We start from the raw sequence: 20,395 nt of genomic DNA, 5'->3' as shown, positions 1-20,395 counted from the left end.
ATGAAGCGCACCCATGGGTGGCGGCCGTCCAACTGCGGTTTCTAGGTTGGAAACCAGTGGACCTTGAACACACAAGCCTGAAAAAAGAGAAAGCCCGGCGCAGCGGACTGCACCGGGCTTCAATGGAGGCGATCTGAACTGACGAGCTGGACTCAGCCCACTGCCAGCGATCGTCGTAGGTCGCCCCGAGCGACTTAGAGATTGACGCGGTCGATGACGTGCACGATGCCGTTGGATGCAACGATGTTGCTCTTGATGACGTCCGAACCGCCGAAGCCGATATGGCCGTCAACACTGGCGTTGGGGCCGACGGGCATCGAGGAGCCATCTAGGGTCCGCGCCTCACGCATCTGCATCAGGTCAGTCGCGCTATAACGGCCGGGGACGATGTGCTTCGAGATCAAGGCTGCCAGCGCTTCGGGGTCATCGCGCAGTGCAGCACGCTGCTCTTCTGAAAGGGCGGCGAAGGCGTCATCGCTGGGGACGAACAGTGTGTAGGCGCTTGAGCCCGAGAGCATCTCGGTCTTGTCAATCGCCTTGATCGCGTTCTCGAACTCGTCGAAGACACCCGAACCAGCAAGCACGTCGGCCAAGGTCTTCGAGCTCGCATAGGAGGGTACGCCCTCGATGTCGCCATACATCCCGAGCTTATCCTGGGGCTTCGCGTTCTGCAGACCGGCCTGGGCGCGTGCCCAGGTCTCTTCATCGGCGTACTTGGTGCCAAACGACAGGGCGGTGAGCGGCCCCAGCGCCATCGTCAGGCCCAGGATCACAACGAGGCGATGGTTGCGGTTGATCGTGTCGGTCATGGTTCATTCCTCAAGCTGCTGTTGATAGACATCGGCTAGTTGGACGCAGACCGGACAAACAAGCTTCAGATGCTTTCAAAGCTTGGTCACGCGCCCCCTACGAGAGCTGAGGTTAGGACACCAACCCGGATTGGCAAGCAATACCAGGATAACGTCATGGTCTTAGGCGTGGACATTCGGCCTTGCGAGCCTGGTCCGCCAGTTGATTCCACTGCTTGATTCCGCCGGTTGATCCGGCATCAGGGGCAGCCCGAGATCCGCATTGAGCGGCCGCCGCTGGTTCAAACCAAGGTCCACCCAGCCGCGGCCGTTTCGATTTCAGACCCTGTGGCAGATCGCACCGCGGTCAGACGCGGCTCAGGTACGGCAGACCCGCTGGTAGAGCGCCATAAAGGCAGACTCGGAGAAGCCATCGAGGCGTTGATCGCCGACGATCAGTAAGGGGACGCCGCGGGCCCCTAGCCGCTCGAGCGCCTTGCGCGCCTTGACACTGCGGCCGATGTCGAGCTCGCTGAATGCAATGCCCTTGGCCTCGAGAAAGGTCTTGGCCTGGCGACAATGCGCACACCCTTGACGAGTATAGAGCAGCACCCGTGGACCCGAGCCTTTGTGCTGCCGCGGAGCCACAGGATGATCGCGATGCTTAGCGGCGTTGGGCTTAGCGGCGTTGGGCTTAGCGGCGTTGGGCTTAGCGGCGCTGGGCTTAGCGGCGTTGGGCTTAGCGGCGCTTGCGCGCCCGCGGGTGCGCCTTGTCATAGACCTGGGCCAGATGCTGAAAATCGAGATGGGTATAGACCTGGGTCGTCGCGATATCGGCGTGCCCCAGGAGCTCCTGGACCGCTCGCAGGTCGCCCGAGGATTCGAGCAGGTGGCTCGCGAACGAATGGCGCAGCAGATGCGGATGAAGGTGGCGTTGCGCGCCGTGCTGCTGCGCCCATTGCTTGAGCCGCTGCTGCACGGTTCGCGGATGGATACGCTGCCCGCGCGAGCTCACGAATAGGGCCTTCTCCCCAGCAGCGGCCAACTGCGGCCGAACAGCCAACCAGGCGGCCACCGCCCTCAATGCCGCCTTGCCGACCGGTACGCGCCGCGTCTTCGCCCCCTTGCCAACGACGGTGAGCATCGCCTCAGCGGGATCGATGTCGCCGACATCGACCGCGATCAGCTCCGCCAGCCGCAGTCCGGACGAGTACATCAGCTCCACGATCGCGGTATCGCGGAGGGACAGGGGCTCATCCGGTTCGGCGCTTGCCGCGCCCTCATCCGTTGCTGGGCCGGGTGGGGACGAGGCCCCATCGAGCAGCGCGCTGAGGGTATCGGCATCCAGGCTGCCAGGCAGCGGGCGTGAGGTCTTTGGCGCACGGACCGTCCGTGCCGGATTCTGGGCGACCAGCTGCTCGCGCATCAGGAACTCGAAGAATGCGCGCAGCGCAGAGAGCTCGCGCGCCAGCGTGCGCCCACCGATGCCAGCGCGGTGGCGCGCGGCGATGTAACGGCGGATATCGGCGTCACGAAGACCTGACCAGTCTTCGAGGCCCTGCTCTCGGCACCAACTGGCGATGCGCTCGAGATCACGGCCGTAATTGCTCAGCGTGTGAGGCGAAACACGGCGCTCATCGCGTAGATGGGATGCGAAGCGCTCCCGGAGCGGATCATTACGACTGGAGGCAGCTGTCTCGGGCGGGGTACTCATCGTCTTGAATCGGAGGCGCGCGATACCTCAGCTCTAACGCAGCCGGATCGTTACGCTGAATCGCGCGACATTCATCGTCCGGGGTGGCTCCCCGCGATGAACCGTAGCGCCGCCAGCGACAGCATCAGCTCTGGTTCTGCTCGCGATGGGCGAGGTCGGCGAGCTTGGCACCGGCAATCGCCCCGAGCCGCTCAAGCAGATCAGTCGCCATGTCGGCGCTGAAGCGCTCCGGATCGCCACTACCGATCGCAAGGACACCGGTCTGCTCATGGGCCCGAATCGGCACCAAGGCCGCTGAGTGGATCACGCGATCCAAGTGCCCGAAGAGGGCGTCGGTCTGCTCTGGGGCCAATGGGCCGCAGAGGCAACGATCACGGTCGATGAAATCGATGAAGTTGCGCACGAGCGGGTCCGCTTCGTGCTCCGCCGCCGAAACCGGGAAGAGCTTCAGCGCGACGGCATCAGCCTCGAACTGGTTGCGCAACGCCGTTTCCAGTGCGCTGCAAGCGTGCTCGAGATCGGGCGCCAGGATCAATCGCAACGTCAGTTCATGGAGACGCTGCAGCAATACCTCGTATTCCCGGGCGCGTGCGACGACGTGATTGAGCCGTCCGCGTTCATTGGCGAGCTGCTCGCGCAGCACCATAACCTGCCGCTCGATCAGTGAGACGGCACTGCCACTTCCATGCGGCACATTGAGCTTGGCCAGCACCTCCGGATGCCGCAGCAGGAAGTCAGGATGCCGCATCAGCCAGTCGGCAACGGACCGATCCCCGACGGCCGGCTGATCGTCCTCGGGTATCGGCTCTCCGGGTCGGCTGTTCATAGGTCGATCTCCCCGTCAAACACCCTGGTAGCGGGACCCGTCATCATCACCGGCTCACCCTCCCCGCGCCAGTCGATCAGCAGGGTTCCGCCGGGCAATTGCACCTGCACGGATTCGCCCAGCTCGCCCCAGAGGCGGCCGATGACAGCCGCCGCGCAAGCGCCCGTGCCGCAGGCAAGGGTCTCACCCACACCGCGCTCCCAAACCCGTAACCGGATGAGATCGCTGGCTCGGCGCTCCATGAAGCCGACATTGGCCCCGTGCGGGAAGAGGGACTTGCGTTCGATTCGTGGTCCGAGCTCGCCAACCGGCGCCTCATCGACATTGCCCACGGCGAGCACAGCGTGCGGATTCCCCATCGACACGGCCCCGATGCGCATCGCTTCACAGCCCGAGCCGAGATCGTAGGCCGGCGCACGATTGCGCACTTGCAGCGGAATCTCAGTCGGATTAAAGCGCGGTATCCCCATCTCCACACTGACCTGACCATCAGCCCGCACCTGCAGCACGATCGCCCCAGCGGCGGTGCCGACGCGGATCTGATCCGCTTGCGTCAACCCTTCGTCGCGAACGTAGCGCGCAAAGCAGCGCGCACCATTACCGCATTGTTCGACCTCACCACCGTCGGCGTTGAAGATCCGATAATGGAAATCGGTCCCATCGATCCGTGGAGCTTCCACGAGCAGGACCTGATCGCAGCCGACGCCGAAATGGCGGTCCGCCAAATAGCGGATCTGCTCGGCATTCAGCGTCAGACGCTGGCGCACTGCATCGATCACGACGAAGTCGTTGCCCAAGCCGTGCATCTTGGTGAAGCGCAGTCGCATCAGCAGAGCCGACCCCAGACCGCCAGGTGCCGATCGCTGACCATCTCGACCGACAGCACCGCGTCGAGACCCGCTTCGCGCAGCTGCTGGGCGACCTCGGCCGGTTCGAACGCCGCGAACAGCGAATTGTGAAAGTCTTGGCGCAGCACTGCCGAGGCGCCCTGCGCATAACGTTCGACGAGCTCGGCGACCGCCGCTGAAGACGCTGGCCGGGCCAGGTCCATGATCAGCACGGTCGCACCGGATCGGCCGAGTGTTGGCAGGCTACGCCAGAGCACCTGCGGGTCATGAAGATGATGCAACAGGCTGTTGGACAGGATCAGGTCATAGGCATTGGTCTCGAGCCGCGGCGATGGCAGTTTGTCGCAGATCAGCCGCGCCCGGCGCGCCAGGTCCGGCTCGCGCTCGAGATCGGCCTGCGCCAGATCGAGCATCGGCTGGCTGCCATCGAGCGCATCGCAGGTCGCCCGCGGATACCGACGCAAGAACCGCAAGACGATGTCGGCCGGTCCACAGCCCAGATCGAGGGCACGGGCACCATCGAGCTCACCCGGATGCCGCTCGGCCAACAGATGCAGGAAGAGCTCATTCGGCTCGGTGAAATCGGTCTCGGCATAGGCATGAGCCTGCTCGGCCGTATCCATCAGCTCCGGCTCGGGGCGACGCCTCATGGCAGTCTCCTTTCACCAGCGAACAGCGCGTCGACCGACTCGCGCGAGCGCACCAGATAGGCCTGATCGCCGTCGACCATGACCTCGGGTGCGCGCGGTCGGCTATTGTAATTCGAGCTCATCGAGAAGCCGTAGGCACCGCTGCTGCGAACCGCCAGCAAGTCCCCCTCGGCCAGCGCGAGACGGCGCTGTCGGCCGAGGAAATCGCCGGTCTCGCAGACCGGACCGACGATCTCGAACAGGTCCGTGGGCGCGTCGGGGTCCGGGCGACACACCGGGACGATCTCCTGCTCGGCATCGTAGAGGGCCGGGCGCAATAGATCGTTCATCGCCGCGTCGACGATCGCGAACTGGTGCGCCGGCGTGCGCTTCAGATACTCGACCCGGGTCAGCAACACGCCGGCGTTACCGGCGATCGACCGTCCGGGCTCGAGGATGATCTCGTAGCGCCGTTCCCCGAGCCGCTCAGCGAGCGCAGCAGCATAGGCATCCGGGAGCGGCGGCATCTCGTTGGTATAGCGGATGCCCAGACCACCCCCGAGATCGAGATGCTCCACCTCGATCCCTTCCGCCGCAAGCCGATCGGCCAGCGCCAGCACGCGATCGATCGCATCCAGAAAGGGGCCGAGGCTCGTCAGCTGAGAGCCGATATGGCAGTCGATCCCGAGCACGCGCAGGTGTGGATGCCTCGCGGCCTGCCGATAGAGGGCATCGGCCGACTGGATATCGATGCCGAATTTGTTCTCTTTGAGCCCAGTCGAGATGTAGGGGTGCGACTGGGCATCGACATCCGGGTTGACGCGCAGCGAGACCGGCGCCAAGCAACCGAGCGCGCCGGCGATCTCGCCAATGCGCAACAGCTCGGGCTCCGATTCGACATTGAAGCAGCGGATGCCGACCTCGAGGGCGCGCCGGATCTCGTCTGCCCGCTTGCCAACGCCGGAGAAGATCACCTTGGCCGGATCGCCACCGGCCGCGAGCACGCGCTCCAGCTCGCCGACCGAGACGATGTCGAATCCGGCGCCGAGCCGCGCCAGCACATCGAGCACCGCCAGGTTGGAATTGGCCTTGACCGCGAAGCAGATCAGATGCGCCTGAGCACCCAGCGCCTCGTCGAACGCGCGCCAATGCCGGGTCAGCGTCGCCCGCGAATAGACATAGCAAGGGGTACCGAAACGGTCGGCGATCGCGCTCAGCGGCACCTGCTCGGCAACGAGCTGATCACCCTCGTAATTGAAGTGGTCCATGGCCTCCAGCGTCAGTTCGTCGTCGCAGCGGCGGGCGGAGGAGCTTCCGGGACATCCTCAGTCCCTTCACCGCCCTGTTCCGCGCCGCCGCCGGACGTCGGCGCCGTCTCCGGGCGGGCTTCGGCGTCAGCAGACGGCTCCGGCCGATACAAGGGTCCCTTCTGGCCGCAGGCAGGGAGCATCTGGCCGAACGCGAGACCGGCGACCAGCAGCAGGAAGAGATAGCGTGCCCAGCAGTGCATAAAGCAATAGTGTCGGATCGAGCGCCGTCGAGCAAGGGAACGGTAACGGCGCCGGCCGCTCCGCTCAAGGTAGGATCGTGATCGGTGTCCCGTCGCGGACCAACCGCCAGATCTCGTCCATCTCGTCGTTACTGCCAACCGCGATGCAGCCGTCGGTCCAGTCCAGGCGGCGGTATTCCTCCGCCAGTCTGGGTGATGAAAGCCAGTTCGGAAGGCCGTGGATCATGATCATCCCGCCCGGTGAGACCCCCAGCGAGCGCGCGACCGTGCGGTCCAGCTCGTTCGGGTAAGAGACATGGATCGACTTGTGGAAGGCGCTATTGGGATTGCGCCAGTCAAGCACGTAGTTCCCCTCCGGTGTGCGTTCATCACCTTCTTGCACTTTGTGCCCCTTTGGGCGATCACCGAGCGAGATCCGATAAGAACGATAGACCGAACCGTCTTTGTGCAACTCAAGCCGCCGCTCGCCCTTCCTGACCAGCACACGATCAACGTAAGGGCTCGTCGGGGATTCCGGCTCGGAGGCACAACCCGCCAGAACGGTTGCGGCCAGGGCCAGGACGAGCACGCCCCAGATCATCAGCCAACCGCTCGGCGCACCGGGACGACAACGGTCCAGGTTCCGAATCAGGGGGCAGCAATCGTGCATAGTAGCGAGTATAAGCGAAACGTTGCGGGCTCAATCTCATGTGGATTCTAACCTAGTCGCTGGTCCGATGCGCTGGATTTTGATCAGCCGCCAGGGGATGCCGAGCGCCTGTGCTAGCATCCGCACAGTTTTGACATCGTCACGAGTCGCGATACCGCATCACCATCCCATGCGAAGCCTGCTGCGCATCCTGCTGAGCCTGCTGTTATTGATCGTTGTGCTTGGGCTTCTGGCCGCCACCCTCGGGCCGTTCTTGATCAGCCCGAACGCGGCGCCGGGCATTGCCGATGCAGGCTCCGTCGCGGCGCCGGATAGCCGTTTCATCAACATCGGTGCGGCTGGCGAGATACCGCTCGAGATCCATTATCTCACCCAGCCCGGCCCAGCCGCGTCCGAGGCGCCCACGGGCTCATCGGAGACGGAGACGGCTATCCCCCCATTCGTGCTCCTGCACGGCTTCACCTTCAATGCCTTCACTTGGACCCAGATCCTCGGGCCGCTCGCCAGCGATGCGCCGGTCCTGGCCTACGATCAGATACCTTACGGCCTCAGCGCGAAGCCGGTATCCCCCGATACGACCGGCGTCGACCTCTACAGCAAATCGGCCGCGCTGGAACGCCTGTTCCGCGTGCTCGATGCTCTGGATATCCAGCGCGCGATCCTGGTCGGCAATTCATCGGGTGGCACGCTCGCGCTGGAGGCGGCACTCGCCCAGCCCGAGCGCATCGCGGGGTTGGTGCTGATTGCGCCCTGGGTCCATTCCAAGCGCCCGATCCTGCCATCCTGGTTGGTCGCGTTGCCTCAGGTCGAGCGGCTGACGCTCGCGTTGGCCCGCTATCTCGGGACGGGCAGTCCGCTGTTGGCCTACTCTTACGCTGATCCGTCCAAGATCGACGAATCGAGGCGCGCGCTGACCGGAGCGCATCGGCTGATGGCGGGATGGGACCTGGCTTGGGGAGCGCTGCTGCAGCGCTCCCTCACCGACCCGGTCGAGATCGCTGAGCACCTCGACGAGATCAACCAGCCCGCACTGGTCTTGACCGGCGACAACGATCAGGTGGTCCCGCCGGCCGACACCGAGGCCACCGCAACCGCACTGCCCAATGCGAGCTTTGCTGTGCTGCAAGGCTGCGGCCATCTACCGCAGGAGGAATGCCCGCAGCAGGTCACGAGCGCCATCGCAGCCTGGCTCGACGCGCAGGAAGGCGCTCTGGCACCCTGAAGCACTGGCGCCAATCCCAAGCTCAGCGCGGCACGGTCACCGCTTGCTCGGAGCACCCAGAACGCGGCCATTGGGTCACGCCAGCTCAGTACGCCGGTTCAGCACGCCGGCGCAGCTTGCCAGTGCAGCTTGCCGGCGCAGCTTGCCGGCGCAGCTTGCCGGCGCAGCTTGCCAGTGCAGCTTGTCGGTGCAGCGCGTCGGGCAGGCTGACTCGACGCCCCTGCGTCTCCCCTGACGCGCCGAACCGCCGAATCAGCCGCGCGATCCCACCGAGATCTGAGATCGGGTTTTGCACGCGCACGCGCTCGACCCGATATTGCGATGTAGAAAGGCCAACTGAGGCAGCAGCATGCGCGTAAACCGACACCAGAGGCGGAGAAGGTTGCGATGATCACCAATGGCGACAACTCATCGCAGACAACGGGAACCGGTGATGGCAGGTCGTCCGCACAACCGATACACCGCTGCCTGGTCTTTGGGGCCAGCGGTTATATCGGCAGCCATCTGGTGCCGCGGCTCGTCCACGAAGGCATCCCGGTGCGCGCGAGCAGCCGCAATCGGGCCGTGCTCGAGGCCCGCGGCTGGGACGAGGTCGAGCTCGTCGCCGCCGACGCGCTCGACCCGGCCAGCCTCGACCGGGCGCTCGACGGTATCGAGATCGCCTATTACCTGGTCCACTCGATGGCCGCCGGCAAGGATTTCGGGCGGCTCGATCTCGAGGCGGCGGCCAACTTCGCGGCCGCCGCCGAGCGCGCCGGGGTCAGCCGCATCGTCTACCTCGGCGGGTTGGTGCCGGACGATGCCGACAGCGAGCACATCGTCTCGCGCCGCGACACCGGCGACGTGCTGCGCCGCGGCCGGGTGCCGGTGACCGAGCTGCGCGCCGGGATCATCGTCGGCCCCGGCTCGGCCGCGTTCGAGGTGATGCGTGATCTGGTCTACCACCTGCCGGTGATGATCACGCCGCGCTGGGTGCAGGCGAAGTCGCCGCCGCTGGCGCTCGACAACCTGCTGATGTATCTGGTCAGGCTACCGCAGATCGAGGCCGCTCAAGGCCGCACCTTCGACGCCGGCGGACCGGAAACGCTGAACTATCTGGAGATGATGCGTATCCTGGCCGAGGTCGGCGGCAAGCGTCAGCCCCTGATCATCCCGGTGCCACTGCTGACGCCAAGGCTTTCGGCCTATTGGCTGCGCTTCGTCACCGCGGTGCCGACCAATATTGCCCGAGCCCTGATCGAGGGCCTCAAGCACGATTTTTCCGCCGATGACGCCGAGCTTCGGCGCTTGGTGCCCCAACAGCTGTTGGGCTTCCGCGAGGCCGTTGAGGCCGTGTTCGCGGCCGAGCGCGAGGACGAGCCGGTGCCTGCCCGCTGGATCGAAGGAGCCTTTGCCGTGCGTCAGCACCGAATCGACTATGCCTACTATGCCAAGCGCGCCAGCGGCAGCGCCGAGACCTCGGCCCCGCCAAGCAGGGTCTGGGAACTGGTCTCCGGGATCGGCGGCAGCGAGGGCTGGTACTACATGAACGGCCTATGGCAGCTGCGCGACCTGATGGACCGTCTCGCCGGCGGCCCCGGCGGCCAGCATGGTCGTCGTCACCCGAGCGACCTGCGCGTCGGCGACCGCATCGGCTCCTGGACCGTGCTCGGCCTCGAGCCCGAGCGCCGGCTCAGCCTCGCCTTCGGCATGCGCGCGCCCGGCGCCGGGATGCTCGAGTTCGAGCTCGAGCCGCGCGCCGATGGCGGCACCCGCCTGACGATCACCGCCTATTGGCATCCGGCCGGGGTCTGGGGGCTCAGCTACTGGTACGCGTTCCAGCCGATCCATCGCTTCATCTTCACCGGCACCGCCCGCGAGATCGGCCGCCGCGCCGAGCAGCGCGCCGAGCCTCGGCGCGATTCGCCGTGATTCGCCGCATCGCATCAGCCGTCAATGTCGCGCTCTCCAGCAGCGTTCATCCGGCCTTCAAACAACATGGCCAAACAACATGGCGCTTGCTTGCGCAAACGTCCGCAAAGGTCGGCAAAGGTGTTCAAGCCGCATCGACGTGTTCCCCGAGCTTGGTACGATACGGCGCATAATTGGTCGCGGCCTAGTGCCGTCCTGCCCGAACAACCACCGAAGGAGAGCTAAGATGCACGTCAGCGACTATATGACCGCCGCCCCGACGACCATTCCAGCCAGTGCCGATTATCAGCAGGCGTTCGAGATCATGGAGCAGCACGACCTACACCATCTGCCGGTCGTCGACGCCAGTGACTGCGTCGCCGGCATCCTGACACGGCGCGACCTGCAGCTTGCGGCGCGCTGCTTCAAGGAGGCGCCGGTCGAGGTGCGCGAAGTGATGCACACCCCGGTCACGACCATCGCCGCGGATACCGATCTTGCTGAGGCCGTCGAGTGCATGCGCCGCGACCGGATCGGCTGCCTGCCCGTCTCCGAGGACGGCGGTCGCCACCTGGTCGGGATCATCACCGAGAGCGACCTGCTGCGTGCCCTTGCGACGCTGCTCGCGGAGCGCTAAGCCCCGCTCGTTCCCAGGGTCTAGGCTGAGTCCTACGACCGTTCGGCCTGCCTGCTAGGCAGTGAGCTCGCACGCAACTGACTGCGGGAGCCTTAGCTCCCGGCCCGCTTGGCGAAAGCGCAAACAACTGCTTGAATTCTCGGTAAACCCGCCGCAATTCGGCAATAACCCTAGTGTTTGTCGGAGATACGCGAAATGAGAATGGACAAGCTGACAAGCAAGTTCCAGATGGCCCTGGCCGATGCGCAAAGCCTCGCGGTCGGGCGCGACAATCAATTCATCGAGCCGGTGCACCTGATGGTGGCCCTGCTCGATCAGGACGGCGGCACCGTGCGCCACCTGCTGGCCCAGGCCGATGTCAACGTCAACCGGCTGCGCTCGATGCTCGGCGAGGCGCTCGAGCGCCTGCCGCAGGTCTCGGGCACCGGCGGCGATGTCACCGTCTCCAATGCGTTGGGCAAGCTGCTCAACCTGACCGATAAGCTCGCCCAATCGCGCAACGACCAGTACATCAGCTCCGAGCTGTTCGTGCTGGCCGCGCTCGAGGACAAGGGCGAGCTCGGCAAACTGCTGCGCGAGGCCGGCGCCAGCAAGGGCGCGCTCGAGAAGGCGATCGAGAGCCTGCGCGGCGGCGAGGCGGTCAACGACCCGAACGCCGAGGAGCAGCGCCAGGCGCTCGAGAAGTACACCATCGACCTGACCGAGCGCGCCGAGCAGGGCAAGCTCGATCCGGTGATCGGCCGCGACGATGAGATCCGCCGCACCATCCAAGTGCTCGCGCGCCGCACCAAGAACAACCCGGTGCTGATCGGCGAGCCCGGTGTCGGCAAGACCGCGATCGTCGAGGGGCTGGCGCAGCGCATCGTCAACGGCGAGGTCCCGGAGGGGCTCAAGTCCAAGCGCCTGCTTGCATTGGACATGGCCGGGCTGATCGCCGGCGCCAAGTTCCGCGGCGAGTTCGAGGAGCGGCTCAAGGCGGTGCTCAACGACATCGCCAAGCAGGAAGGCAACGTGGTGCTGTTCATCGACGAGCTGCACACCATGGTCGGTGCCGGCAAGGCCGAGGGCGCGATGGACGCCGGCAACATGCTCAAGCCGGCGCTCGCGCGTGGCGAACTGCACTGCATCGGCGCGACCACGCTCGATGAATACCGCAAGTACGTCGAGAAGGACGCGGCGCTCGAGCGACGCTTCCAGAAGGTCCTGGTCGACGAGCCGAACGTCGAGGACACGGTCGCGATCCTGCGCGGGCTCAAGGAGCGCTACGAGGTCCATCACGCGGTCGAGATCACCGACCCGGCGATCGTCGCCGCGGCCACCCTCTCGCACCGCTACATCACCGATCGCCAGCTCCCGGACAAGGCGATCGACCTGATCGACGAGGCCGCGTCGCAGATCCGGATGGAGATCGACTCGATGCCCGAGGAGATGGACAAGCTCGACCGGCGGCTGATCCAGCTCAAGATCGAGCGCGAGGCGCTGAAGAAGGAGTCCGACGAGGCATCGAAGAAGCGCCTCGGCGACCTCGAGGAGCAGATCGGCAAGCTCGAGCGCGAGTTCTCGGACCTCGACGAGATCTGGAAGTCCGAGAAGGCCGCGGTCCAGGGCACCGCGCACATCAAGGAGGAGCTCGACCGCGCCCGGGTCGAGATGGAGACCGCGCGCCGCGCCGGCGACCTGACCCGCATGTCCGAGCTGCAGTACGGGCGCATCCCGGAGCTCGAGAAGCGCCTCGAGTCCGCCGCCGAGGCCGAGAGCAACGAGACCCAGCTGCTGCGCAACAAGGTCGGCGCCGAGGAGGTCGCGCAGATCGTCTCCAAATGGACCGGCATCCCGGTCAGCAAGATGCTCGAGGGCGAGCGCGACAAGCTGCTGCGCATGGAAGACGAGCTCGCGCGGCGCGTGATTGGTCAGGGCGAGGCGGTCAGCGCCGTCTCCGATGCGATCCGTCGTTCCCGCGCCGGGCTCTCGGACCCGAACCGCCCGATCGGCTCGTTCCTGTTCTTAGGACCGACCGGGGTCGGCAAGACCGAGCTCTGCAAGACCCTCGCCGAATTCCTCTTCGACACCGAGGAGGCGATGGTGCGCATCGACATGTCCGAGTTCATGGAGAAGCACTCGGTCGCGCGGCTGATCGGTGCCCCGCCCGGCTATGTCGGCTATGAGGAGGGCGGTTACCTGACCGAGGCGATCCGCCGCCGGCCCTATGCGGTGATCCTGATGGACGAGGTCGAGAAGGCGCACCCGGATGTGTTCAACATCCTGCTGCAGGTGCTCGATGATGGGCGCCTCACCGACGGCCAGGGCCGCACGGTCGACTTCCGCAATGCGGTGATCGTGATGACCTCGAACCTCGGCTCGGACGTCATCCAACAGCAGGCCGGCGAAGCGAACTACGGCGAGATGAAGGACGCGGTGATGGAGATCGTGCGCCAGGCGTTTCGGCCCGAGTTCATCAATCGGCTGGATGAGATCGTGGTCTTCCATCCGCTCGACGAGGCCCAGATCCGGGCGATCGCAGCGATCCAGATCGACTATCTCAAGGCGCGGCTCGCCGACCGCGAGATGGCCATCACCCTCAGCGACGCCGCGCTCGATCGGCTCGGCGAGGCCGGCTTCGACCCGGTCTACGGCGCCCGCCCGCTCAAGCGCGCGATCCGCGCCCAGCTCGAGAACCCGCTGGCGCAGGAGATCCTCGCCGGCAAGTTCCGCCCGGGCGACACCATCGAGGTCGACGCCCGCGACGGCGAGCTGGTGTTCGAAAGCGTGGTCGAGGGCGAGTTGGTCGAGTGATGCCTAGCGCCCGCGAGGGAACGCGGGCGTGCCGTTGCCGCACTAGATCAAGCCAACCGGGTCCAGGCAAACCCCCGAGGTTCTCCCGCCCGACTTGATTTCTTAGAGCCGATCAGTGGTCCAAAGAGTGGGGTCCACCTCAGGTCGCCGAAATCAATCATGCGGTTCGCTCTCGTTCACCGCATCCTCCGCGCTATCACAACTCGCGCAGAACCTCGGGATGACGTTCGGCGACCTTGAACAAGGTGCGCGCCGCGCCGCTCGGTTGGCGTCGCCCTTGTTCCCACTCCTGCAAGGTACGCACCGAGACCCCCAACAGCTCGGCAAAGCGCGCTTGCGACAGCCCCGTGCGTTCGCGCGCCGCCAAGGCTGGTGGGTAGACCACCGTTCCTTGCTCTGCCTTCATCTGGCGCACGGACTCGAGGAGCTTCTCACCCAGCTCATCGCCTGTGATTACATCGTCATGATTCGACATCGAGCGTCTCCCGAATGGCCTTGAGGATGTGCGCGGGAATGTTGCCGCGTACTACCTTGGCATAGATCACCAGTAGGTAGATCAAACCGTTGTCCAGTTGGTTGTAGTAGATCACCCGAACCCCGCTTCGCTTACCCGTCCCGGCGCGTGTCCAGCGGACCTTGCGGCAACCGCCGCTGCCGGGAGGCCGCCCCAAGAGCTGGACCGGTATCTCACTTGGCCGGAGCGGGAGCAATTCCTCGCGGCACTGGCTGACCGTGTGGAGCTGGTTGAGCCAGACATGGACCTCGCCGTCTGCCGGGACCCAAACGACAACGCCATACTGGAGCTTGCCGTTGCAGGCCAAGCAACAGCCATCGTCGCAGGCGACCCCGACCTGTTGGCGCTACATCCCTTCGAGGGCATTCCGATCCTGAGCCCAAGGCGCTTCACCGAAACATTGATGCGTCGTCGATAGATTCGCTGCGATCGCCTTCAGCTCTTCACTGGATCCTTCCACTGGTTCCCTCCACTGGGCACCTGTTCCGCACCGCACCAATCCATGGAGCCCCGTCATGCAGGCCAGACATCTGATCAACGAAGCCCGCCGCCTGGTCCCTTGACGAGAAGCTGCTCCTCGCCAAGAAAACCTGGGACAGTCTCTCCGCGCGCAACCGGAAAATCGGCAGGTGCGGCAGAGACCGATTCCAGGTCTCCAGGTTCATCACCGCATAATCCTCGATCAACGGCCGCGTCCAGCTCGATGCGCCATTGGCGCGAGGCGTTGAAATCGCTTACGCAATTCGCGGGCATTGTTGAGAGCATTTCGATAAGAGCGGAATGGCGCACGTATCGAAACGAGACGCAGTACTACAATGTTTTGAGGCTTGGGATGGCCCGCATCAGGTGGTTTCGGTGAGCGGGAGGAAACATTCACTAGGGCTACAACGCACAGGGCTGCCGGGTTCCTAGCGGCCTCGGGTCATTCGTGCTGCAGTTCATGATCGATCCGGAACTGTCCTGATGCGAAAGGTTCTGGGTTTGTAAAACGTTCTGCTGCAGTGAAGTCTCCAATGAATACTATGTCATCGATGAACCAAGCCGTCCGCAAGTTTCCGGAAAGCAACCGCTCGGCTGAATATCAGCATCTCACCCTGCATCAAGATGCCAAGAACGCTATCGTCTGGTGCTACATGCATGCAGCACCGCGCCCTTGCTTCACGCCGGAGCTCCTTGAAGAACTGAACCGTTGGGCAAGCCATCTGCGGTGCCAGGCACCTGAAAAGAAGCTACGTTATCACGTCACGGCGTCATTGACCCCCGGCGTCTTTAACCTGGGCGGTGATCTCGATGTTTTTCGTAAACTGATCTTCGCAGGTGACGCCGAGCGATTGTATGCCTATGCCCGGCGCTGTATTGATGTGCTGTACGCGAACATGACGGGCTTCGACAGTGATGTGACGACCATTAGTCTGATCCAAGGTGAGGCGCTCGGCGGTGGCTTTGAGGCGGCCTTGTCAAGTGAGGTCTTGATCGCTGAGCGGCACTCTCGGTTCGGTTTTCCAGAGATTTTATTCAATCTTTTCCCAGGTATGGGCGCGTTCAGCCTTCTATCACGCCGGATCGGGACGAGTCTTGCCCAACGGCTGATCCTGAGCGGCAAGGTCTATGAGGCTGAAGAATTGCACGCGATGGGCGTCGTCGACGTTATCGCAGATGATGGCGAAGGTGAGTTGGCTGTCTACGACTACATCAAGCGGGAGAACCGCGCGCGAAACGGGTTCACCGCGTTACGTCAGGCTCGGGATAGCATCAACCCGATTACGTACGAGGAGCTCGATAAGATCGTACGGATATGGGTGGATGCAGCGCTTAGGCTGGAAGCGCGCGATCTCAAGATGATGGATCGTTTAGTGGCTCGGCAAGCTCGCGGCAGCCGAGAAACAGAGAAGGTAGCCTAAAGAGAGTCAGTGCAGAAGGCGGAGTGGCTGGCAGCATTTATCTTCCGGCCGCGCCGCCGTCTTCCCGGTTCGCGGAGGGATCGCGACTTCACTGCGCGCATTTCTGTCCAAATACCCTGCGACCCTCATGTCACCTGATCGTCTTGAAGTGCCGCGTCCCGCTGATAAAGGCTTTCTAAGGTCTCGTTCTTTGCGTTCATCAGCCTTGTCAGCAACTCTCTTGCGTTCGGCGATGAGAGTTCGAACGGCTTCAGCGTCTTGAGCTCCGCCGAGATTGCAACGAGACGCAAGGCCCCAAGCTCTCTTGCACTTCCGTCAAGGGCATGAAGTGCTCGGCGTAGCTGAGGATAGTCCCCGTCCTCGAGTGCAGACGCAATCTCGCTCAGCGCATTCTCTGCGTCATGGCTGAAGCCGGCGATCAGGTCGGAGTAGAACTCGCCGTCCTCGTCGAGCTCGCGGAGGGTCGCAATTGTGCCTTGATCAAGGAGGGGAGGGTTCGTTTCCGGGCTGAGCGCCGAGGGAGGTCGCGGCCGAGGCTGTTGGTCATCCGCCGCCGGCCTGTCCGTGAGTCGCGCGATGGTATCAAGAAGCTTCCGGCTCTCGACCGGTTTCGTGAGATAGGCGTCGATACCGGCGGCGAGCGATTCGCTGATCGATCGCTCGGTCGCATCGGCGGAGAGCATGATGGTTGGGATCTTGCCACTCGGTCGCATGAACCGATGCGCGCGGTAGACGTCGAGACCGTTGCGCCCGGGCAGATTACGGTCGAGCAACAGGAGATCGAATTGCTCATCGCCCTGCTGCAGCTTGTCGAGCGCAGCTTCCCCATCCTCAACCAGTGTCAGGGAGTGCCCGGCACGCTCGAGGATCGCACGCAATACGCGCTGATTCGTCTCGTTGTCTTCGGCAACGAGGATGCACAACGGCCCCTGGTCTTGCGTTGAGACGCGCCGATAGTGCTCCGCCAGAGAAACCACGTTCTCGGGCATTGCGGCCATGCTGCGTGACGCCAGCACCGCATTCGCAAGCTCTTGATTGACCAAAGGAAGACGGAGGACGGTTTCGAATTCAGGATGAGCAAAAGGCTCGGGCTCCGTCTTCTCGTCTGGGCGAAGCAGCAAGCAGACGAGGTTCGGCTGCTTAGTCGCAATGGAGGCGATCTCGTGGAGCTCGGCCGTTTCGAAGTCTGCTTCGTTCACGAGCAGGATGTCGGTCGCGCGAGCCGATGCGACGCCCTCGCTGACGCTCCGCTCGACTTCAGACGGAGAACGGACAGTGGTCGCCTCAATGCCCATCGCCACCAGCGCATCGGCAATCGGTTTCGCCGAACGGGTCCGCCCGACGATGAGCGCGTGCTGACCCGCCAGCTCACCCTCATTGCGGGGTGCTAGAGCCTTGTCCAAAGGGAGCTCGAACCAGAACAGCGAGCCTTCTCCTTCGGTACTGGTGAAGCCGATGCGGCCCCCCATGAGGTGCGTCAACTCTTTGGCAATGGACGTGCCGAGCCCCGTGCCGCCGTAGCGCTGAGCGATTCGCGGGTCTGCCTGGCGAAAACTCTCGAAGATTGCCCCTTGCTGGTCGGATGGGATGCCGATGCCGGTGTCGTTGATCTCGAAGCGCAGACGCACGCGGTCGCTCGCATCCTGCTCACCGGTGCACCACAACTTGACCTCGACCGACCCGACCTCGGTGAACTTGATTGCATTGCCGAGAAGGTTCGTCAGCACTTGACGGATATGGAACGCGTCGCCAAGCAGACGACTTGGTACCTGTGGGTCAATACGTTTCTTTAGCGCGAGACCTTTTTTCTGCGCTTGCGGCATGAACATGGCGACGGTTTCGCCGAGGAGTTGATAGAGATCGAACTCGGCGTGCTCGATGGGCAAACGGCCGGACTCGATCTTCGAAAAATCGAGGATGTTGTTGATGATGCCGAGCAGGATTTCGCCGGAGCTGTGAATTGTGCGCGCGAACTCCCGCTCTTGCGGCCCCAAATCGGAGTCGGCCAACAAGTCGCTCATGCCGATGACCCCGTTGAGCGGAGTACGCAGCTCATGGCTCATTTTGGCAAGGAACTGGCTCTTTGCGGCGTTCGCCGCATTGGCCTGGCGCATAGCCCGCTGCAGTTTAGCAAGCAGTACCGAGACGTATCCGGGGATCAGCACCAGCACGAGAAGATGACTCGCGCTCAAGAATGGGTGTACTGACCAATACTCAGAATAGAACGCGATCGCTGAGAACCCGATCAAGCTTGCGAGCGTTGCGACGGCAAGGTAGTGCACACCGTAGCGGAATCCGTTGCCGAGAATGACCCAAAGATAGAGAGCGAGTAATGGTGCACCGGACTCGCCCGCCAATAGCATCGAAACCGAGATACCACTGATATCGATACAGATACCGAAATAGCGACGCCACCGCGATGGGCCTGCGCCGCGCAACAACAGCAACAAGATAGCAGTGGCTGATACAAAGAAACCCGTGGCGCCCCAAAACAGGACCCGGCTGGCGCCCGGAAGCGAATCCAATGCGAGGGTCGCCAACAGGTAGATGATCACCGATGCGCCGATCACGACGCGAATGATGGCCTGCTCGAAATCGGCCCTCGTATCGCTGGTCCCTTTACGCGTTGCTGGCGGACGCAAGTGACGCCAACCGGTGAGGGCGCGACGAATCAGCCTGCCACGCCATCGGCTGCTGTCCATCAAGCGCCGGCCTGTTGTTGGTGGACGGTGTCACATTCGTCGGCGAGCTGTTCCCGGACTGTCTCGATCTGAGGCAGACAGTCCGAAAACGCTTGCACGCAGTCGGGGTCGAAGTGTTTTCCAGCCAGGCCCTTGATGTACTCGGTGGCCTGATCGATGGACCAGGCGCGTTTGTAGGGCCTGACGGTGGTCAGCGCATCGAACACATCGGCGACGGCGACGATTCGTGCAGACTGAGGGATCGCGTCACCCGCGAGACTCGATGGGTAACCGCTACCGTCGAACTTCTCGTGGTGGTTGAGGGCGATGGTCGCGCCAAGCTGCAGGTAGAACGACGGACTGCCGCGCAGGATCTCGTAGCCGAGCTGTGAGTGCTGCTGCATGACCGAGAACTCTTCCCGTGTCAGGCGGCCAGGTTTAAGCAAAATGTGATCGGGGATTCCGATCTTGCCGATGTCATGCATTGGCGCCGCGCGCTCGATCGCCTCGCATTCACCCGGACTGAGACCCAGTCTGTGCGCGATCAGGCTGCAGTACCTGGCCATACGCTCGACATGGTTCCCGGTGTTCTCGTCACGGTATTCACCGGCCCGCGCCAAGCGCAGCAGTGTCTCTTGCTCCCGTTCCGCGATCTTTCCGGTCGCGATCGAAACCTGTTCTTCCAGCCATTTGGCGCGGTTAGTAATAATGCGTTGTTGGCGTCGCAGCGTCAGCAAGTTGCGGCAGCGCGCACGGCACTCGTGCTGGTCGATCGGGCGGTTAAGAAAGTCGGTCGCGCCGGCATCGAGGGCCTCGTAGCGGACTTGTCGATCTTCGACGACCGTGACCACGATGATCGGAATATCGGTACAGCGTGGCAGCGAACGCACACGGCGAATCAGGGAGACCCCATTGATCTCGGGCATCAAGTAGTCGGTGATGATGAGGTCCGGGATCGTCGCTTGAATAAACCTTAGCGCTGTCGAGGCATCGCTGAAGGTCGAGACGTCGATCGTCTCATCAATGCTGCGTATCAAACGCGCAAGGATCTTGCGACCGGCTGTTTGGTCATCGACCACGACGACTGAGGTCCTTTGCCCTACGATCGTCGGGGTAATTAGCGGCATTGATGCCTCCGGCTGCGGTCAGCGATACCAGATAAGTGAACGATAGCGCGATTGTCGCGGCGGGCGGTTAATGTCATGGCGCTGTGGGACACTCGTGGTTGGTGATTATAGGTGATGTTGCTCAAGCTGACGTCGTTGCACCGCCAGCGCAATCGCATCAACTGGCGCTTATATTCGCAGACGCTGACACCTTGCATTCTCTTGACGGTTTGGGGTCATCAAAGAGGGGCCTAACGAGTATGAGTCTCGACTCGCGCAAACCCGACACCCGCACCGCGATGCATCAGCTGATCGCCGAGGTGCGCGCAGCGATCCCGTTCGATGCACCAGCGAGCCAGGTCTGCAGCGGCGAATGCAATGGCTGCGCAATGAAATTGCTCGAGTACCTCGACGGCGAGCTCAGCGCCTGGGAGCAGCGCCTGGAGGCCGGCGAGACACCGCACTTCGGCGACCTCTCGCGCCTAGGCAACACGAGCCGCAAGGTCCATGTGGCGCTCAAGAGGAACGGCCTGATACCGCAGGATCGTGCGGGCTAGCAGTCAACCCTGCAGATCCTCGTGATCTCCGCTCGGCCTTGATCACGCCTTGGTCCAGCTGCAGCGGCTGGACTCAGGGCAAAGGCAACAAGGCAACAAGGCAACAAGGCAAGCCTCTGATTCTGCAGCC

At 63.5% G+C, this 20,395-nt stretch carries 20 protein-coding genes; 7 read left to right on the top strand and 13 right to left on the bottom strand.

All coding sequences use genetic code 11. From position 1 onward, the window contains the following. Positions 1-194 precede the first annotated feature (194 nt). The 9 genes from CKO40_RS14980 to CKO40_RS14935 all read right to left on the bottom strand — a co-directional run bounded on the left by CKO40_RS14980 (position 195) and on the right by CKO40_RS14935 (position 6,895). Positions 195-809, bottom strand: a complete 615-nt coding sequence (locus CKO40_RS14980; protein ID WP_200347048.1) for a fasciclin domain-containing protein — start codon at positions 807-809, stop codon at positions 195-197. A gap of 357 nt (positions 810-1,166) precedes the next feature. Continuing rightward, a complete protein-coding gene (locus tag CKO40_RS14975; protein ID WP_200347046.1) occupies positions 1,167-1,400 on the bottom strand; it encodes a glutaredoxin domain-containing protein in 234 nt (77 codons plus the stop codon). A gap of 127 nt (positions 1,401-1,527) precedes the next feature. After that, the gene (xerC, locus tag CKO40_RS14965) at positions 1,528-2,502 is read right to left on the bottom strand and encodes a tyrosine recombinase XerC (RefSeq protein ID WP_200347044.1); all 975 of its coding nucleotides are present in this window, start codon (positions 2,500-2,502) and stop codon (positions 1,528-1,530) included. 124 nt (positions 2,503-2,626) lie between these two features. Further along, positions 2,627-3,328: a DUF484 family protein gene (locus CKO40_RS14960; protein ID WP_200347043.1), complete on the bottom strand. Its 702-nt coding sequence runs from the start codon at positions 3,326-3,328 to the stop codon at positions 2,627-2,629. After that, positions 3,325-4,155, bottom strand: a complete 831-nt coding sequence (dapF, locus tag CKO40_RS14955; protein WP_200347041.1) for a diaminopimelate epimerase — start codon at positions 4,153-4,155, stop codon at positions 3,325-3,327. The genes CKO40_RS14960 and dapF overlap by 4 nt, the downstream gene beginning before the upstream one ends. Continuing rightward, the gene (locus CKO40_RS14950; protein ID WP_200347039.1) at positions 4,155-4,826 is read right to left on the bottom strand and encodes a class I SAM-dependent methyltransferase; all 672 of its coding nucleotides are present in this window, start codon (positions 4,824-4,826) and stop codon (positions 4,155-4,157) included. The genes dapF and CKO40_RS14950 overlap by 1 nt, the downstream gene beginning before the upstream one ends. Then, positions 4,823-6,073 carry a diaminopimelate decarboxylase gene (gene lysA / locus CKO40_RS14945; protein WP_200347038.1) on the bottom strand — a complete coding sequence of 417 codons (1,251 nt, stop codon included), beginning with the start codon at positions 6,071-6,073 and terminating at the stop codon, positions 4,823-4,825. Before lysA ends, CKO40_RS14950 begins: the two co-directional genes overlap by 4 nt. 11 nt (positions 6,074-6,084) lie before the next feature. Continuing rightward, the gene (gene lptM, locus CKO40_RS14940; protein ID WP_200347036.1) at positions 6,085-6,315 is read right to left on the bottom strand and encodes an LPS translocon maturation chaperone LptM; all 231 of its coding nucleotides are present in this window, start codon (positions 6,313-6,315) and stop codon (positions 6,085-6,087) included. Positions 6,316-6,379: 64 nt separating this feature from the next. Further along, on the bottom strand, positions 6,380-6,895 hold the full coding sequence (locus CKO40_RS14935; protein ID WP_242477069.1) for a L,D-transpeptidase family protein: 516 nt from the start codon (positions 6,893-6,895) through the stop codon (positions 6,380-6,382). 238 nt (positions 6,896-7,133) lie between these two features. On the opposite strand from CKO40_RS14935, the gene CKO40_RS14930 reads away from it, so the two are divergent. The 4 genes from CKO40_RS14930 (at position 7,134) to clpB (ending at position 13,506) form a co-directional block, all read left to right on the top strand. After that, positions 7,134-8,186: an alpha/beta fold hydrolase gene (locus tag CKO40_RS14930; RefSeq protein WP_200347032.1), complete on the top strand. Its 1,053-nt coding sequence runs from the start codon at positions 7,134-7,136 to the stop codon at positions 8,184-8,186. A gap of 387 nt (positions 8,187-8,573) precedes the next feature. Beyond that, entirely contained in the window at positions 8,574-10,097 is a 1,524-nt protein-coding gene (locus CKO40_RS14925) for an SDR family oxidoreductase (protein WP_200347030.1), read from the top strand. Between the two features lie 226 nt (positions 10,098-10,323). Continuing rightward, complete coding sequence (locus CKO40_RS14920) at positions 10,324-10,713, top strand: CBS domain-containing protein (protein WP_200347028.1); 390 nt, start codon at positions 10,324-10,326, stop codon at positions 10,711-10,713. A gap of 195 nt (positions 10,714-10,908) precedes the next feature. Continuing rightward, complete coding sequence (gene clpB / locus CKO40_RS14915) at positions 10,909-13,506, top strand: ATP-dependent chaperone ClpB (RefSeq protein WP_200347021.1); 2,598 nt, start codon at positions 10,909-10,911, stop codon at positions 13,504-13,506. A 196-nt stretch (positions 13,507-13,702) separates the two neighbouring features. Here the strand turns inward: clpB and CKO40_RS14910 are convergent, their stop codons facing one another. Both CKO40_RS14910 and CKO40_RS24420 read right to left on the bottom strand, forming a co-directional pair. Continuing rightward, a complete protein-coding gene (locus tag CKO40_RS14910) occupies positions 13,703-13,981 on the bottom strand; it encodes a helix-turn-helix domain-containing protein (RefSeq protein WP_200347020.1) in 279 nt (92 codons plus the stop codon). Continuing rightward, a complete protein-coding gene (locus tag CKO40_RS24420; RefSeq protein ID WP_242477068.1) occupies positions 13,968-14,327 on the bottom strand; it encodes a hypothetical protein in 360 nt (119 codons plus the stop codon). Before CKO40_RS24420 ends, CKO40_RS14910 begins: the two co-directional genes overlap by 14 nt. On the opposite strand from CKO40_RS24420, the gene CKO40_RS24415 reads away from it, so the two are divergent. Together CKO40_RS24415 and CKO40_RS14900 are read left to right on the top strand one after the other, a co-directional pair. Further along, positions 14,229-14,438 carry a putative toxin-antitoxin system toxin component, PIN family gene (locus CKO40_RS24415; RefSeq protein WP_242477072.1) on the top strand — a complete coding sequence of 70 codons (210 nt, stop codon included), beginning with the start codon at positions 14,229-14,231 and terminating at the stop codon, positions 14,436-14,438. The two genes, CKO40_RS24420 and CKO40_RS24415, sit on opposite strands and share 99 nt — an antisense overlap. Before the next feature lie 613 nt (positions 14,439-15,051). Continuing rightward, entirely contained in the window at positions 15,052-15,921 is an 870-nt protein-coding gene (locus tag CKO40_RS14900) for a crotonase/enoyl-CoA hydratase family protein (RefSeq protein WP_200347018.1), read from the top strand. A gap of 125 nt (positions 15,922-16,046) precedes the next feature. Here the strand turns inward: CKO40_RS14900 and CKO40_RS14895 are convergent, their stop codons facing one another. Both CKO40_RS14895 and CKO40_RS14890 read right to left on the bottom strand, forming a co-directional pair. After that, positions 16,047-18,623 carry an ATP-binding protein gene (locus CKO40_RS14895; protein ID WP_200347017.1) on the bottom strand — a complete coding sequence of 859 codons (2,577 nt, stop codon included), beginning with the start codon at positions 18,621-18,623 and terminating at the stop codon, positions 16,047-16,049. Beyond that, positions 18,623-19,729, bottom strand: coding sequence for an HD domain-containing phosphohydrolase (locus CKO40_RS14890; RefSeq protein WP_207173669.1), 1,107 nt, complete (start codon positions 19,727-19,729; stop codon positions 18,623-18,625). The genes CKO40_RS14895 and CKO40_RS14890 overlap by 1 nt, the downstream gene beginning before the upstream one ends. A 239-nt stretch (positions 19,730-19,968) precedes the next feature. Here CKO40_RS14890 and CKO40_RS14885 point away from each other — a divergent pair, with 239 nt between their 5' ends. Next, positions 19,969-20,265, top strand: coding sequence for a hypothetical protein (locus CKO40_RS14885; protein WP_242477067.1), 297 nt, complete (start codon positions 19,969-19,971; stop codon positions 20,263-20,265). Positions 20,266-20,395 lie beyond the last annotated feature (130 nt).

The sequence above is a fragment of the Halochromatium glycolicum genome, assembly GCF_016584085.1.
In the GTDB taxonomy this organism is placed as follows: Bacteria; Pseudomonadota; Gammaproteobacteria; order Chromatiales; family Chromatiaceae; genus Lamprobacter; species Lamprobacter glycolicus.
Note: the sequence above shows the minus strand (reverse complement) of the source record. Positions and strands in the feature narration are given on the sequence as shown.

Excerpts from the sequence above, each read along its gene's own strand:
- CKO40_RS14895 (WP_200347017.1), bottom strand. The coding sequence starts at position 18,623 with ATGGACAGCAGCCGATGGCGTGGCAGGCTGATTCGTCGCGCCCTCACC.
- CKO40_RS14980 (WP_200347048.1), bottom strand. The coding sequence starts at position 809 with ATGACCGACACGATCAACCGCAACCATCGCCTCGTTGTGATCCTGGGC.
- CKO40_RS14925 (WP_200347030.1), top strand. The coding sequence starts at position 8,574 with ATGATCACCAATGGCGACAACTCATCGCAGACAACGGGAACCGGTGAT.
- dapF (WP_200347041.1), bottom strand. The coding sequence starts at position 4,155 with ATGCGACTGCGCTTCACCAAGATGCACGGCTTGGGCAACGACTTCGTC.
- CKO40_RS14950 (WP_200347039.1), bottom strand. The coding sequence starts at position 4,826 with ATGAGGCGTCGCCCCGAGCCGGAGCTGATGGATACGGCCGAGCAGGCT.
- xerC (WP_200347044.1), bottom strand. The coding sequence starts at position 2,502 with ATGAGTACCCCGCCCGAGACAGCTGCCTCCAGTCGTAATGATCCGCTC.
- CKO40_RS14885 (WP_242477067.1), top strand. The coding sequence starts at position 19,969 with ATGAGTCTCGACTCGCGCAAACCCGACACCCGCACCGCGATGCATCAG.
- clpB (WP_200347021.1), top strand. The coding sequence starts at position 10,909 with ATGAGAATGGACAAGCTGACAAGCAAGTTCCAGATGGCCCTGGCCGAT.
- CKO40_RS14930 (WP_200347032.1), top strand. The coding sequence starts at position 7,134 with ATGCGAAGCCTGCTGCGCATCCTGCTGAGCCTGCTGTTATTGATCGTT.
- lptM (WP_200347036.1), bottom strand. The coding sequence starts at position 6,315 with ATGCACTGCTGGGCACGCTATCTCTTCCTGCTGCTGGTCGCCGGTCTC.
- CKO40_RS14935 (WP_242477069.1), bottom strand. The coding sequence starts at position 6,895 with ATGATCTGGGGCGTGCTCGTCCTGGCCCTGGCCGCAACCGTTCTGGCG.
- CKO40_RS14890 (WP_207173669.1), bottom strand. The coding sequence starts at position 19,729 with ATGCCGCTAATTACCCCGACGATCGTAGGGCAAAGGACCTCAGTCGTC.
- lysA (WP_200347038.1), bottom strand. The coding sequence starts at position 6,073 with ATGGACCACTTCAATTACGAGGGTGATCAGCTCGTTGCCGAGCAGGTG.
- CKO40_RS14900 (WP_200347018.1), top strand. The coding sequence starts at position 15,052 with ATGAACCAAGCCGTCCGCAAGTTTCCGGAAAGCAACCGCTCGGCTGAA.
- CKO40_RS14910 (WP_200347020.1), bottom strand. The coding sequence starts at position 13,981 with ATGTCGAATCATGACGATGTAATCACAGGCGATGAGCTGGGTGAGAAG.
- CKO40_RS14960 (WP_200347043.1), bottom strand. The coding sequence starts at position 3,328 with ATGAACAGCCGACCCGGAGAGCCGATACCCGAGGACGATCAGCCGGCC.
- CKO40_RS14920 (WP_200347028.1), top strand. The coding sequence starts at position 10,324 with ATGCACGTCAGCGACTATATGACCGCCGCCCCGACGACCATTCCAGCC.